Source organism: Streptomyces sp. NPDC088124 (genome assembly GCF_040685895.1).
Classification (GTDB): Bacteria; Actinomycetota; Actinomycetes; order Streptomycetales; family Streptomycetaceae; genus Streptomyces.
Genome location: NZ_JBFBJB010000001.1, coordinates 76,212 through 90,162, shown reverse-complemented (window position 1 = coordinate 90,162; position 13,951 = coordinate 76,212). Strand labels below are relative to the sequence as shown.

Genomic DNA, 13,951 nt, shown 5'->3' with positions numbered 1-13,951 from the left:
AAGTCGGACTCCTGCGGAGCAGAGCGGGAAACGGGGTTTCGCCCCCAGGGCGAAAGACCGCCCGTATCGTCGGGTGGCCTGGATGCCGTGCGTTGCGAGGACCAAGCGCGTACGACGTGTTGAGCGAGAACCAAGCCAACACGATGATCTCCTTTGCTTTGCTGTGCAAACCGGGCAGGTTCCGTCCCGGCCGGCGCTGAGGGAGTAAGACCTTTCAGGTTGTCAATCTGTGAGGCTTCCTGAGTCAGGAATCCCCCTGCTTTAGCTGGGGGAGGGTTCAAGGAGATGTCCCGGCACGCGGGCCACGCCGACATCCTCCGGGAGACGCTCGACGGGAAGACCGCGTTCGAGCTGGTCGCGCTGGAACGCGGGGAGAGCCGGGAGGGCTGAGCCGCGCCCGGGGGCGCCGTGGGGGCGTCATAACCTGGCCCCATGTCAGCGATCCGTTTGCTTGTGCTCGCCGCGGTCCGCCAGCACGGGCGGGCCCACGGCTACCAGGTCCGCAACGACCTGGAGTACTGGGGCGCCCACGAGTGGTCCAACGCCAAGCCCGGCTCGATCTACCACGCGCTGAAGCAACTGGCGAAGCAGGGCAGCCTGCTGGCGCACGAGGTCGCGCCGAGCACGGCGGGCGGGCCGCCGAGGACCGAGTACGAGATCACGGACGCCGGCGACGCGGAGTACTTCAGGCTGCTGCGCGCCGCGCTGACCACGTACGACCAGAAGATGGACGTCCTGTCCGCCGGACTCGGCTGCATGCTCGACCTGCCGCGCGCCGAGGTGGCCGAGCTGCTGAGGGAGCGGGTCCGCGCGATCGAGGCGTGGCGCTCGGCGGTGACGGAGGCCTATGTCCCGGAGGACGGCCCGGAGCAGCTCGGCCACATCGGCGAGATCATGAACTTCTGGGTCCACTCGGCGGACTCGGGCGCGGAGTGGACGCGCGGCCTGATCAAGCGGATCGAGGGGGGCGCGTACTCCTTCGCGGGGGAGGGCGAGCCGTTCGTCGGCGTGCTGAGGAAGGGCGAGGAGAACCCGTACGCGACGGGGGTCCCCGATGAGGGCGATCTCCTCTAATCAAGTTTGACTAACGAGTGGGCCGGGGTTACCTTCGCTCCCTGGGTGTAGTCAAGTTTGACTACCTGCCCTGAGTGGTGCGTAACGGGTGAGCGGCTGGAGGCGAACGGCATTGACCGGTGCGACAGACGGTACGACGGGCGATATGGCGGGTGACGTGACGGGTGACGTGACGGGGGAGAGGGACGTGATCGTCGCGGAAGGGGTACGGAAGCGCTACGGCGCGAAGCGCGCCCTCGACGGGTTCGACCTGCGCGTGCGGCGCGGGACGGTGCACGGGGTGCTCGGCCCGAACGGCGCGGGCAAGACCACGGCCGTACGGGTGCTGAGCACGCTGCTGCGGCCCGACGAGGGGGTGGTCCGGGTGGCGGGCCACGACGTGCGGACACAGGGGCGCGAGGTACGGCGCCGGATCGGGCTGCTCGGCCAGCACGCGGCGCTGGACGAGGACCTGAGCGGGCGGCAGAACCTGGAGATGTTCGGCCGCCTGTACCACCTCGGCGCCCGGCGCGCGGGGGCGCGCGCCGATGAGCTGCTGGCGCGTTTCGGGCTGCGGGAGACCGGGCGCAAGGCGGTCGAGGAGTACAGCGGAGGGATGCGGCGCCGGCTCGACCTGGCCGCGTCCCTGATCACCGAGCCGGAGGTGCTCTTCCTCGACGAGCCGACGACCGGGCTCGACCCGCGCGGCCGGGCGGAGGTGTGGAGCGCGGTGCGCTCGCTGGTCGGCGGCGGGACGACCGTACTGCTCACGACGCAGTACCTGGAGGAGGCCGACCAGCTCGCCGACCGGATCTCGCTGGTGGATCACGGCCGGGTCGTCGAGGAGGGCACGGCGGACGAGCTGAAGGCCAGGATCGGCGGGGACCGGATCGATGTCGTCCTGCGGGACGCGGACCGGCTCGCGGACGGGGCGCGGCTGCTGGCCCGTACGGCCGGCACGGCGTCGGTCCGTACGGACGCCGACCGGAGGCTGCTGAGCGCCCCCGTCGCGGACCGTACGGCCGCGCTCACCGCGACCGTACGGGCCCTGCACGCGGAGGGTGTCGAGGCGGAGGACATCGCGCTGCGCAGGCCCACGCTGGACGAGGTCTTCCTCCGGCTGACGGGTGAGGCCGACGGGGCACGGGGTCCGTCGGAGCAGGAACGGGATCAGGGACAGGATCAGGGGCGGGAGCAGGAACGGGAGCAGGCGGCGCGGACGGGGGTGCGGGCATGAGTACGGCGACCCCCGCGGCGGTGTCCGCGAAGGGCCCCGGCGCGGCCGGGGGCAGTGGGCTCGGCTGGGCGCTCGCCGACTCCTGGACCATGACCCGGCGCGAACTCGCCCGCTGGGCCCGCCGGCCGGTCCAGGTCGTCGTCGGGCTGGTCTTCCCGGTGATGCTGCTGCTGATGTTCGGCTTCCTGATCGGCGGCGGACGCGGGATCGAGGGGGAGTACGTCGCGTTCCTCGTGCCCGGCATGCTCGCCCTGACCATGGCCTTCGGGCTCGAATCGACGATGCTGGCCGTCACCCAGGACCTCAACAAGGGCGTGGTGGACCGGTTCCGCTCGATGCCGATGGCGTCCTCGGCGGTCCTGGTGGGCCGGAGCGTCGCGGACATGCTCCAGTCGGCGCTCGGCCTCGGCGTGCTGATCGGGGCCGGGTACGCGATCGGCTGGCGCTGGGGCGCCGGCCCCGTGGACTTCCTGGCCGCCGTCGGGCTGCTGCTCGTGTTCCGGTTCGCGATGCTGTGGATCGGCATCCAGCTCGCCATGGTGGCGGGCCGCCCCGAGATGGTGCAGGCGGTGCAGATCCTGGTCTGGCCGATCGGCTTCCTCTCCAACGCGATCGCGACGCCGGAGTCGATGCCGGGCTGGCTGGGCGCGGTCGTGGAGTGGAACCCGATGTCGGCGACGGCCACGGCGGTTCGGGGCCTGTTCGGCGCCCCGGACGGGGGAGCGGCCGCCGCGACCGGCTCCTGGGCGGCGGAGCACGCGGGGGCGCTGGCGGTCCTGTGGCCGGTGGTGCTGCTCGCGGTCTTCTTCCCGCTCGCGGTACGGAGATTCGGGCGGCTGAGCCGCTGAGCCGCTGAGCCGTTGAGCTGCTGAGTCGCCGAGCTGCTGAGTCGCTGGGCCGCTGGGCGTGTGCCGGGTACGGAGCGGCGCGGCCGTCGGCCGGTGGCCCCGTACCCGGACCGTCAGTGGTGGAAGGCGGTGGCGGCCGATCTGTCGCGGTCCAGCGGCCGTTCCTGCGCGCGCAGTTCCGGCAGGATCCGCTTCAGATCGGCCACCAGCAGCGCGGCCAGGTCGGCGGAGAAGCCGTTGCGGCAGACCACGCGCAGCACGGAAAGGTCCTCGCGGTGGGCGGGGAAGGTGTACGCGGGAACCAGCCAGCCGTGTTCGCGCAGCCGCCGCGAGACGTCGAAGACGTCGAAGTTCTTCACGTCGGGAGCGGTGGTGAAGGCGAACACGGGCAGTTGGTCCCCCCGGGTGAGCAATTGGAAGTCGCCCAGTTGCTCGATGCGCGCGGCGAGGCTGGTGGCGATGGACCGCGCGGTCTGCTGGACGGCGCGGTAGCCGTCCTTGCCCAGCCGCAGGAAGGTGTAGTACTGCGCGACGACCTGCGCGCCCGGCCGGGAGAAGTTCAGCGCGAAGGTGGGCATGTCACCGCCCAGGTAGTTGACGCGGAAGACCAGCTCTTCGGGGAGTTCGGCGGACGAACGCCACAGCGCCCAGCCGACACCCGGGTAGACCAGGCCGTACTTGTGCCCCGAGGTGTTGATGGAGGAGACCCGTGGCAGCCGGAAGTCCCAGACCAGGTCCTCGTCGAGGAAGGGCGCGATCATCGCGCCGGACGCCCCGTCGACATGGACGGGGATGTCGAGCCCCGTACGCTCCTGCAGCGCGTCCAGCGCCGCGCACAGCTCGGCGACCGGTTCGTACGAGCCGTCGAAGGTGGAGCCCATGATGGCCACGACGCCGATGGTGTCCTCGTCGCAGAGGTCGGCGGCGGCCTGCGGGTCGAGGTGGAAGCGGTCGCCCTCCATCGGCACCAGCCGCGCCTCGACCTCCCAGAAGGCGCAGAACTTCTCCCAGCAGACCTGGACGTTGACGCCCATGACCAGATTGGGCCGGGCGGTCGCCGGATAGCGCGCCGCGTTCCGCCCGGCCCAGCGGCGCTTGAGCGCCAGCCCGGCGAGCATGCACGCCTCGCTCGACCCGGTGGTCGAGCAGCCGACGGAGGCCGCCGGGTCCGGGGCGTTCCACAGGTCGGCGAGCATCGCGACGCAGCGCCGCTCCAGCTCGGCGGTGCGCGGGTACTCGTCCTTGTCGATCATGTTCTTGTCCCGGCACTCCGACATCAGCACCGCGGCCTGCGGCTCCATCCAGGTGGTGACGAAGGTCGCCAGGTTGAGCCGCGAGTTGCCGTCGAGCATCAGCTCGTCGTGGACGAGCTGATACGCCGTGTGCGGCGGGGTCGGTCCCTCGGGCATCCGGTGGGTGGGCGGCGCCGAGGTCATCTCGCTGACGGGATCCGCCTCCCCGTAGAACGGGTTGAGCGACAGCCGCCGCAGCTCGGCGAGTTCCTTCTCGGGTACGTCGGCTGCCCTGTCCGCGCCTCGGTGGAGTGGCATCGGCGGATCTCCTCGGGGTGGGTGGGTACGTGCGTACGGCCCCCTTCGCGAGAATACGGACGGCGGCCGTGCACCGCCTGTCGGCGGACGGGGAAGTCCTGTCCGGGCCGGTCCGCCGGTCACCGCAACGGCGTCCCGTCCTCGTGGAGCTGCATCTGGACGCGCCCGGTGACGAGCAGCCAGGCCGGCAGCACGGCCACGCAGAGCAGCGGCAGCACGGCGGTGTCGGCGGCCAGGACCGCCGCCGCGAACAGGCTGAGCCACCCCTGCCGGGTGATGGCGAGCAGGATGCCGAGCACACCGCTGACCACTCCCACGGTGGGGTGGACGGCCGGGACGAGGGCGTGCGCGCACAGGCCGAGCGCCACCCCGACGAAGATGGCGGGGAAGATCCGGCCGCCCCGGAAGCCGCAGGCCGCGGCGGTGACCAGGGCGGCCAGCTTCACCACCGTCATCAGCGCGAACGATCCGGCCGACCAGCCGTCGGGGTCGCTCGCCAGGGTCTTCACCTCGTCGAGGCCCTTGAAGAGCGTGAGATGGCCGCCGAGCGCCCCCAGCAGCCCCAGCGCCAGCCCGCCCGCGGCCAGGGCGGGCACCGGGCGCCCGATCCGCAGGAAGAGGGCGTGGAGGTACGGGAAGGCCCGCACCGCCGCCATGCCCAGTGCCGCGGCGAGCGGGGCGATCACCAGGGCCGCCAGCAGGTCGCTCCAGTGGGTGCCGGGGTACGGCGGCAGGTTCAGATCGAAGGTCGGGTGCGCGATCAGTACGGCGGTCAGCCCGCCCGCTCCGGCCGCGACCAGCGGGCCGAACAGCTTGTCCCACAGCGAGCCGGGGCCCGGCCGCCCGGCGAACGTCTCGGAGAGGATCAGCGCGGCGGCCACCGGGGTACCGAAGAGCGCCCCGATCGTGCCCGCCGCGCCGAGCGGAACCCAGAGCGCGGCCGGGGCACGCGGCGCCGCCTTGCGGCCGAGCCAGTACGCGAGGGCGATGTTGGTGGCGGTGATCGGGTTCTCCGGGCCGAGGCTCACCCCGCCGGCCAGCGCGAGCACCGTGACGACCAGCAGCCCCGGCAGGACCCCGGGGGCCATCGGCGCGTCGACCAGCCCGGTGGTCGCCGGGTCGGGTCCGGCGTGCCCGTACACCTGCCGTACGACGACGCCCACCGCCAGTCCGACGGCCGTGAGCATCACGATCATCCAGAGCGCCGAGTAGCGCCCGATGCCGAGGGCGTCGGGCAGCGTCCCCCAAAGAACGCCCTGCAGCTGCCCCGCGACCGCGTCCACGCCCAGCAGCACCAGCGCCGAGACCACCCCGACCACCAGGGAAGGCACGACCAGGGGCAGCAGGGCGCGGGCGGAGAGCGAGGCGGGAACCGGGCCGGCGGCCGGGTCGGGAGCGGAATCGGGGTCGGGAGCGGAGGCGGCGGGTACCGCGTCATCGGCCACGCACTCACCTCCGCTGCCTCCGGACCGCTCCGCCGTCCCCGTACGGCCCGTGTCACGCACAGCTTTGTACCCGTCTGCCCGGTGTGCATCCCGAGCGCATTTGCTGGACGCTGGGTGGAACCCGGGGGAGCGGCCGGCCGTTGATAACTTGTGCGCGGCCGACCATGCCGAATCGCCGATCGACAGACCAAAGACTCAGGAGTCCGGAACCCGTGACCACCCTTGCGCTCGGACCAAGCTGGCTGGACCCGGACTATCTGATCGGGACCTTCGGGCTGATCGGTGTCCTGGTCATCGTCTTCGCCGAGTCCGGTCTTCTCATCGGCTTCTTCCTGCCGGGTGACTCGCTGCTCTTCACCACGGGCCTGCTGGTCACTGCCGGCACCCTGAAGACGCCCCTCTGGATAGTCTGCGGGCTGATCGTGCTCGCGGCGATCGCCGGTGACCAGGTCGGATATCTCTTCGGCCGGAAGGTCGGTCCCGCGCTCTTCAAGCGCCCCGACTCCAAGCTCTTCAAGCAGGAGAACGTCGAGAAGGCGCACGACTTCTTCGAGAAGTACGGCCCCAAGTCGCTGGTCCTGGCCCGCTTCGTGCCCGTCGTGCGTACGTTCACGCCGATCATCGCCGGTGTGAGCCGGATGAACTACCGCTCGTTCATCACCTTCAACATCGTCGGGGGCATCCTCTGGGGCGCGGGCGTCACGCTGCTGGGCGCGGCGCTCGGCAAGATCGACTTCGTGCACGAGAACATCGAGATGATCCTCATCCTGATCGTGGTGATCTCGGTCCTGCCGATCGTGATCGAGGTCCTGCGCGCACGCTCGCACTCCAAGAAGTCGGCGGGCCAGGAGCCCGCGGTCGACGACGGCCTGGTCGGCCCCGGTACGGAGGCCATGGAGGGATACGGCGCCCCCGTCGCCTCCGGCGCGCCCGCCCCCGGTACGCCCGGTGCGGAGACGATGCGGTTCCCGAAGATCTCCGGCGCCTCCGGCCCGAGCGGCCCGAGCGGCCCGAGCGGTGTGCCTCAGGCCCAGGCGCAGGCCCAGGAGCCGGGTGGTTACGGTCAGCAGGCTCCCGGCGCGTATCAGCCCGCCGGTGGCTACCCGGCCCAGGGCGGCTACGGCCAGGCGCCCGGCGGGTACCAGACCCCTGGCGGGTATCAGACCCCCGGCGCTCAGCAGAACCCCAACCCGTACCAGACGCCCGGCGGCTACCAGGAGCAGCAGGGCGGATATCAGGGCCCCGGCGGGTACCAGAACCCCCAGAACCCCCAGGCGCACCAGAGCCCCAACCCGTACCAGCAAGGACAGCAGGGGCAGCAGGGGCAGCAGGGCGGCTATCCGGCCCCCGGCCCCTACCAGGCCGCCCCCGGGGCGTATCAGGATCCCGGCCCGTACCAGACGCCCCACCAGCACCGGGGGCCCGGCGCGCCCGACGACGCGCCCGAGGGCCCCGGCGACCCGCACGGCCGGCACTGACACACCTCCACCGGGCCCCAGCCCCAGCTCCGCACGGGGCTGGGGCTCTGTCGTGTCCGGGCGGGAAGGGCCGCCGGAAGGGCCGCCCAGATTTTTTTCGGGGAGCCTGACAACCCACTGGCCGGGTCGATGCGCTCTACCCGGCATGACAGAGAAAACGCGTTCCCTCGCGGTCACCGTTCTGGCGGTCGGCCTGCTGCCCCTCCTCGCCGCCTGCGGTGGTGAGGGCGCCGACTCCGCGAGCTCCGCTTCCGGTGCCCGTTCCGGCGCCACCGCCGGCGACGGCGCCGACGCGTCCTCCGGGTCGGGCGGCGGTGAGCTCGCCGTTCCCGCGGGAGCCGACCAGGAGACCAAGCAGCGGTACCTCGTCGAGAACGCCGTCGCGGCCTGCATGAAGAAGCAGGGCTTCACCTACACCCCGTACGTCCTGGACGAGTCCGAGTCCTCGAAGGCGCTCGACGGGCGCGACTACGAGCTGGCCAGGCAGTACCGGCAGAAGTACGGCTTCGGCCTCTACGCGGGCGCCGTCTACCCCGACGACCCCCAGGCCCCGAACAGCGCGGCCGAGGAGAAGAAGCTGGCCAACCCCAACAGCGCCTACCGCGACAAGCTCACCCCGGCGCAGCGGACCGCCTACTTCAAGGCACTGGGGCAGCCCGAAGCCCTGGAGGTGGGCGACACGGTCAAGGACACCGGCTGTATGAAGGAAGCCAACACGGCGGTGTACGGGCCGGAGAAGAGCGCCGCGGAGCTGGCCAAGGAGCAGACCGCCAAGAACGAGGAGAACGCGCGGGCAGGGCAGCGGCTCAACGGCGACCCGGAACTCGTACGGCTCGCCCAGTCGTACGCCTCCTGCCTGACCGGTGAGGGGCTGAGGCCCGAGACCACCCAGCCGACCGGCATCGTCGACACGGTCAAGTTCGGGCTGAGCGCCGGGATGCCCCCCGAGGGCACGGACGGTCTGGCCGGGGACGCGCTGAAGTCCCTGTTCGCCACGGAGGTCGATGCCGCCATGAAGGACCTGAAGTGCGGCAGGGAGTTCCGGGCCGCCTACTTCCCCAAGCTCAAGGCGAACCCCCACTCCGAGGGGCAGGGGTGAGCGTCGGCCGCAGGGACAACCGCAGGAAGCTGGGAGTGCTCGTCGGGGTGGTCGTCCTGGTCGGCGCGGGCGGCTGGTTCGCCGGTACGCAGGTAAGGTCGCCCGCCGACGTGGCCGCCGACCGCAAGCCCCCGGAGGCGGGGCCGGTGACCGTGGCGGTCGAGGAGCGTCCCCTCACGGCGACCGTGGTGTCGACGGGCTCCCTGGAGTACGGCTCCCCCCGGCCCCTCAGGCTGGCGGGCCCGGTCGGCTCCCCGGGCGGTCCCGAGGAGGAGACCACCCAGCAGCGTGTCACCAAGGCGCCCGTCGCAGGGACGGTCCTCAAGGAGGGCGATGTACTGATGGCGGTGAGCGGCCGTCCCGTACTCGTCCTCAAGGGGAGCGTCCCGATGTACCGGACGATCGCACCGGGCACCACCGGTGATGACGTGACCCAGCTTCAACGGGCGCTGCGGCGGATCGGCTTCGAGCCGGGGGCGGTCAGCGGCACCTACCGGTCGGGGACGGCCTCGGCGGTCACCCGCTGGTACAAGAGCAAGGGGTATCCGGCACACGAGCCGACCTCGGCCGACCGGCAGAGACTCGCCGAGCTGCGGCAGGCGGTGACCGGCGCGCAGGTGGCGCTGCTCAACAGCGGTGGCGACGGCGGCGGCGAAAGCGGCAGCGGGAGCGGTGGCGACAGCGGAAGTGGCAGTGGCAGCGGCGAGGGGGTGTCCGGAGGCTCGTCCGAGCGGGTCAGGGAGTTGGAGCGGAAGGCCGCGCGGGAGGCGCTGGACGCCGCCAACGCCGCGCTGAGCGACTTCGAGGCTTCGTACGGTACGAAGATCCCGTCCGGGGAGGTCGTCTTCCTGCCCGAGCTGCCCGCCCGGCTCGACAAGGCGGCGGTGCGGTCCGGGGACGCCGCGACGGGCGACATCGGTACGGTCACCAGCTCCGAGCTGCTGGTCCGGGCGGTCGTCCCCGGCGTCGACGCCCAACTGCTGCGGCCCGGACTCGCCGTGGCGGTGGAGACCCCGGACGGTAAGAAGGCGACGGGCCGACTGGACGCGCTCGGGTCCGGCGCCGACGCGGCGGGATCGGGCGCCGGGGGCCAGGCCGGGTCCGGCGACGGGGGCGGCGGCTCCGGAGACGCGCCTTCGGGGGACCAGGACCAGGACGAGGGCCGGAGCGAGGAGGCGGGCGCGGCCCCGGCCGATCCGTCGGCCCCGGTCCAGCTCCGGATCACCGTGCCCACGGGGGGTGCGCTCGGTGACCGGGCCGGTGGATCGGTGAAGACGACCATCAAGGTGGGCGCGTCGAAGGGCAGGGTCCTCGCGGTCCCCGTCGCGGCCGTCCACACCTCGGCGAACGGCCAGGCCCGGGTACGGGTGCAGCGGTCCGGCCGGATCACGGACGTGCCGGTCAGGGTGGGCATCGCGGCGGACGGGCTGGTCGAGGTGGCGCCGAAGGGCGGGGACGGCGGTCTGGGCAAGGGCGATCTGGTGGTGGTGGGCGAGTGAGGGGCACCCCGCAGGGGCACCCCGCCCTGTACAGCGCCACCGCCACCACCGCGCCCGATGCCGTCCTCCAACTGGCCGGCGTGACACGCTCCTTCCCCACCGACCCGCCCGTGTACGCGCTGCGCGGGGTCGACCTGACCGTGCGTCGCGGGGAGCATGTGTCGATCGTCGGGCCCTCCGGGTCCGGTAAGTCGACCCTGCTCAACACCTTGGGCCTGCTGGACCGGCCCACCTCCGGTTCGTACCGGCTGGACGGCGTGGAGACCACCGGCCTGGGCGACCTCGAACGTACGGCGCTGAGGGGCGGCCGGATCGGGTTCGTCTTCCAGGCGTTCCACCTCCTGCCGTACCGGACCGTGGACGAGAACGTGATGCTCGCCGAGACCTACCGCAGGCCACGCCCCGGGCGGGACCGGCGCGGCCGCCGGGCACGGGCCCGTGAGGCGCTGGAGCGGGTGGGGCTCGGGCACCGCGTCGGCTTCCGGCCCGACCGGCTCTCCGGCGGGGAGCGCCAGCGGGTCGCCATGGCGCGCGCGTTGATGAGCGACCCGGCGCTGCTGCTCTGCGACGAGCCGACCGGGAACCTGGACAGCGAGAACACGCTCTCGGTGCTGGAGCTCTTCGACGAGCTGCGCGCGCAGGGGATGACCCTGGTGGTGATCACCCACGAGGAGGAGGTGAGCCGCCGGGCCGGGGTACGGGTCCGGATCACCGACGGCCGCCTCACCAGGGAGGCCGGGTGACCACGGTACGGAGGGCCGCCCGCCGGGGTCCGGCGAGGGCGGAACGCCCCCGGATGGATCCGCGTGACCTGTGGACCGAGGCGCTCTCGGGGGTGCTGGCCCGGCCCGTACGATCGGCGCTGACCACCCTGGGCACCGTTCTCGGGATCGCCACACTGGTCATCACCATCGGCGTGGCGGCCACGGCGGGCAACCAGATCGAAGGCCGGTTCAGCGCGCTGGCCGCGACCTCGGTCACCGTGACGGTGCCGCCCCCGCCGCCCGGACCCGACCCCGTACCGCTGGTGGAGTGGTCGGGCACCGACGCGGTGCGACGGCTGGCCGGGGTGGAGTCAGCCGCCGCCCTCGCCGACTCCAGCGCCACCGCCAACGTCCAGGTCAGGGCCAACGACATCACGTCGCCCGGGGGCGTCTCCGGCCAGGGCCTCGCGGTCGTCGCCGCCTCGGCGGAGCTGCCGGCGGCCGTACGCGGCCGGATGACCGCCGGGCGCTTCTACGACGAGGGCAACATCGCCCGGCGCGACCGGGTCGCGGTCCTCGGCGACCAGGCGGCGCGGCTGCTCGGCGTCCAGCGGGTCGACGGCGCCCCGGCGGTCTTCATCGAGGGCCAGTCGTACACCGTGATCGGAATCCTCGGCTCCGTACGGCGGGAGGAGCGGCTCTCCACCGCCGTGATCCTGCCGCCCACGACGGCCGCGGAGCGGCTGGACCTGACGACGGTCACCCGAGTGCTGGTGAACACCTCGCTCGGCGCGGCGGAACAGGTGGCCCGGCAGGCGCCGATCGCGCTGGCCCCCGGACACCAGGACTCCCTCGCGGTGACCGCGCCGCCGGATCTGACGAAGGCGCGCGGCGCGGTGCGCGGCGACGTCGACGGAATGTTCCTGGTGCTCGGACTGGTCTCGCTGGTGGTGGGGGCGATCGGCATCGCGAACGTGACCCTGGTGACCGTGATGGAACGGACCGGGGAGATCGGCCTGCGGCGCGCGCTGGGCGCGTCGCGGCGCCAGGTGGCCGGCCAGTTCCTGCTGGAGTCGACGACCATCGGACTGCTCGGCGGGACGATCGGCTCGGTGCTGGGGATCGTGGTCGTGGTCGCGGTGGCGGCGGCCCAGGAGTGGACGCCGGTGCTGGATCTGGCCCCGGCGCTGGGCGCTCCGGTGGCCGGGGCGCTGGTCGGACTGCTCGCCGGGCTCTATCCGTCGCTGCGGGCCGCCGCGATGGAGCCGGTCGACGCGCTGCGCGCCACCTGACGGCCGTTGAGGAGGAGGCACGTACGGAGGGAGGGGCACGTGCCGAGGGGGGCGCTCCGTGCCGGAAAATTTCTCGCCGGGCCTGACAACCCTTCCGCGACCCCGTCCCGTCTGGAGGACATGACCCTTTTCCCGCCGCCCGACGGTGACGGTGATGGTGACGGCCGGTGTCTCTGACCCTTGAGCAGCGGGGCGTCACCTTCGACGAGTTCGCACGCAGCCGCCAGGCCCAGCTGCGCCGGACGGCGTACCTGCTGTGCGGCGACTGGCACCTGTCCGAGGACCTGGTGCAGCAGACGCTGGCCAAGCTGTACGCCGTCTGGCGCCGGGTGGGCCGGACGGAGTCCCCGGACGCCTACGCCCGTACGGTGCTCTACCGGACGTTCGTCGACGAGACCCGGCGGCGCCGCTGGTGGGAGCGTCCGTCGGCGCGGGAGTACGACGTGGCGGCCCCGCCGCACGACCCGGATCTGCGGATGACGCTGCTGGCCGCGCTGCGCCAGGTGCCGCCACGCAGCCGGGCGGTTCTGGTGCTGAGATTCTGGGAGGACCGGAGCGTGGAGGAGACCGCTGCGGCGCTGGGGTGCGGGACGGGGACGGTGAAGAGCCAGACCTCCCGGGGCCTGGCCGCGCTGCGCCGCATCCTGGGCGACACACCGCTGGCGGGGGCGTCGCACCTTACCGGCGACAGGACGGGGGAGTGATGAGGATGACAGAGGAGACAGGCGAGAACGAGGTCGTGCGGGCGCTGGAGCGGCTGAGCGTCGGGGCGGAGCCGCCGATGCCGGATCTGGTGCCGGGCGCGATCGTCCAGGGGCGGCGGCTCAAGCGGCGGCGCCGGATCGGTACGGCGCTGGGCGCCGCCGCGGCCGTGGTGGTCCTGGCGGGCGGAGCGGCCACGCTGCCTTCGCTGCTGGGCTCCTTCCACGGGCCCGTGGAGCCCGCCGCGTCCGGGTCCTCGGGGGCGTGGGAGAGCCGGTTTCCCCCGCTCGCGTCGCTGCGGCCCCTCGTACAGGACCGGGGCACCCTGGAGACGTGGACGCCGCGGGATCCGCCGGTTCCCGGTGGTTACTTCCGGCTGATCGAGCCGGAGGGGGACGCGGTCTGGATGTACGTGGCCGTCACCAGGACCGCGGGGACGCCCGGCGCGGCAGGGACGCGCGACACGGCGGCCGCGTGCCGGACCGCCGGTGGCACCCCGGTCGGCACGCCATGGGACGGCTCCATCAAGAACTGCCGACCGGTAGGGAGCGGCACGGACGGAAGGAACGGCACCGACGCCACGAACAGCACCACCGACCCGAACGGGACGGGAAGCCCGAACGGGACGGGAAGCCTGGACGGGACGGGGAGCCCGGACGGCGACGTGCTGGCCTACTACGTCGACGCCCCCGCGCTCCCGCCCGCCTTGGGGATCACCCGGCTGACCACCGACGGCTGGACCGTCCAGATCCTCGCGGGCGGCGCCGAGCAGTCCCCCGATGCCACCCGGTCACCGCGGGACGATCCGAGCCGGGCGACCACCGACGGGGCGACCCCGGCGAATCCGCAGGGCGGTGGAGGAGACGGGGGAGACGGGGGAGACGGGGTCTTTGACGGAACGGGCTATCCGTCGGGCGCGGGTACTCCCGAGGTGGCCGGCGGGCTGTCCTGGGAGGCGCTGCACGCGCTGGCCGTGGACCCCCGGCTCCTCGAAGCGGTCGCACAGCGCCGCTAGCCTGCGCGGTCACGGGCGGTCCGCCGGTC

Annotated in this window: 12 protein-coding genes; 10 read left to right on the top strand and 2 right to left on the bottom strand. The window is 72.8% G+C overall.

Annotation, left to right across the window (positions count from 1 at the left end):
• Positions 1 to 432 precede the first annotated feature (432 nt).
• From AB0P17_RS00395 to AB0P17_RS00385, 3 genes are all read left to right on the top strand, one after another.
• Positions 433 to 1,074 (top strand): PadR family transcriptional regulator, encoded by a 642-nt coding sequence (locus AB0P17_RS00395; RefSeq protein ID WP_365806186.1) that lies wholly within the window; start codon positions 433 to 435, stop codon positions 1,072 to 1,074.
• Positions 1,075 to 1,219: 145 nt separating this feature from the next.
• Positions 1,220 to 2,290: an ATP-binding cassette domain-containing protein gene (locus AB0P17_RS00390; RefSeq protein ID WP_365806184.1), complete on the top strand. Its 1,071-nt coding sequence runs from the start codon at positions 1,220 to 1,222 to the stop codon at positions 2,288 to 2,290.
• On the top strand, positions 2,287 to 3,138 hold the full coding sequence (locus AB0P17_RS00385; protein WP_365806182.1) for an ABC transporter permease: 852 nt from the start codon (positions 2,287 to 2,289) through the stop codon (positions 3,136 to 3,138). The genes AB0P17_RS00390 and AB0P17_RS00385 overlap by 4 nt, the downstream gene beginning before the upstream one ends.
• Positions 3,139 to 3,251: 113 nt before the next feature.
• Here the strand turns inward: AB0P17_RS00385 and AB0P17_RS00380 are convergent, their stop codons facing one another.
• Positions 3,252 to 4,688 carry a glutamate decarboxylase gene (locus tag AB0P17_RS00380; RefSeq protein WP_365806181.1) on the bottom strand — a complete coding sequence of 479 codons (1,437 nt, stop codon included), beginning with the start codon at positions 4,686 to 4,688 and terminating at the stop codon, positions 3,252 to 3,254.
• 119 nt (positions 4,689 to 4,807) lie between these two features.
• Positions 4,808 to 6,034: an ion channel protein gene (locus AB0P17_RS00375; protein WP_365806482.1), complete on the bottom strand. Its 1,227-nt coding sequence runs from the start codon at positions 6,032 to 6,034 to the stop codon at positions 4,808 to 4,810.
• A gap of 311 nt (positions 6,035 to 6,345) precedes the next feature.
• On the opposite strand from AB0P17_RS00375, the gene AB0P17_RS00370 reads away from it, so the two are divergent.
• From AB0P17_RS00370 to AB0P17_RS00340, 7 genes are all read left to right on the top strand, one after another.
• Entirely contained in the window at positions 6,346 to 7,611 is a 1,266-nt protein-coding gene (locus AB0P17_RS00370) for a VTT domain-containing protein (protein WP_365806179.1), read from the top strand.
• Positions 7,612 to 7,756: 145 nt separating this feature from the next.
• Positions 7,757 to 8,710, top strand: coding sequence for a hypothetical protein (locus AB0P17_RS00365; protein WP_365806177.1), 954 nt, complete (start codon positions 7,757 to 7,759; stop codon positions 8,708 to 8,710).
• A complete protein-coding gene (locus tag AB0P17_RS00360; RefSeq protein ID WP_365806175.1) occupies positions 8,707 to 10,209 on the top strand; it encodes a peptidoglycan-binding domain-containing protein in 1,503 nt (500 codons plus the stop codon). Before AB0P17_RS00365 ends, AB0P17_RS00360 begins: the two co-directional genes overlap by 4 nt.
• Before the next feature lie 71 nt (positions 10,210 to 10,280).
• Positions 10,281 to 10,952, top strand: a complete 672-nt coding sequence (locus tag AB0P17_RS00355; RefSeq protein WP_365806480.1) for an ABC transporter ATP-binding protein — start codon at positions 10,281 to 10,283, stop codon at positions 10,950 to 10,952.
• 53 nt (positions 10,953 to 11,005) lie between these two features.
• Positions 11,006 to 12,205, top strand: coding sequence for an ABC transporter permease (locus AB0P17_RS00350; RefSeq protein ID WP_365806173.1), 1,200 nt, complete (start codon positions 11,006 to 11,008; stop codon positions 12,203 to 12,205).
• 167 nt (positions 12,206 to 12,372) lie between these two features.
• Positions 12,373 to 12,909 (top strand): SigE family RNA polymerase sigma factor, encoded by a 537-nt coding sequence (locus AB0P17_RS00345; protein WP_365806172.1) that lies wholly within the window; start codon positions 12,373 to 12,375, stop codon positions 12,907 to 12,909.
• A gap of 5 nt (positions 12,910 to 12,914) precedes the next feature.
• Positions 12,915 to 13,922: a hypothetical protein gene (locus tag AB0P17_RS00340; protein ID WP_365806170.1), complete on the top strand. Its 1,008-nt coding sequence runs from the start codon at positions 12,915 to 12,917 to the stop codon at positions 13,920 to 13,922.
• The last annotated feature ends 29 nt before the right edge of the window (positions 13,923 to 13,951 follow it).

Excerpts from the sequence above, each read along its gene's own strand:
- AB0P17_RS00395 (WP_365806186.1), top strand. The coding sequence starts at position 433 with ATGTCAGCGATCCGTTTGCTTGTGCTCGCCGCGGTCCGCCAGCACGGG.
- AB0P17_RS00390 (WP_365806184.1), top strand. The coding sequence starts at position 1,220 with ATGGCGGGTGACGTGACGGGTGACGTGACGGGGGAGAGGGACGTGATC.
- AB0P17_RS00385 (WP_365806182.1), top strand. The coding sequence starts at position 2,287 with ATGAGTACGGCGACCCCCGCGGCGGTGTCCGCGAAGGGCCCCGGCGCG.
- AB0P17_RS00380 (WP_365806181.1), bottom strand. The coding sequence starts at position 4,688 with ATGCCACTCCACCGAGGCGCGGACAGGGCAGCCGACGTACCCGAGAAG.
- AB0P17_RS00365 (WP_365806177.1), top strand. The coding sequence starts at position 7,757 with ATGACAGAGAAAACGCGTTCCCTCGCGGTCACCGTTCTGGCGGTCGGC.
- AB0P17_RS00350 (WP_365806173.1), top strand. The coding sequence starts at position 11,006 with ATGGATCCGCGTGACCTGTGGACCGAGGCGCTCTCGGGGGTGCTGGCC.
- AB0P17_RS00340 (WP_365806170.1), top strand. The coding sequence starts at position 12,915 with ATGACAGAGGAGACAGGCGAGAACGAGGTCGTGCGGGCGCTGGAGCGG.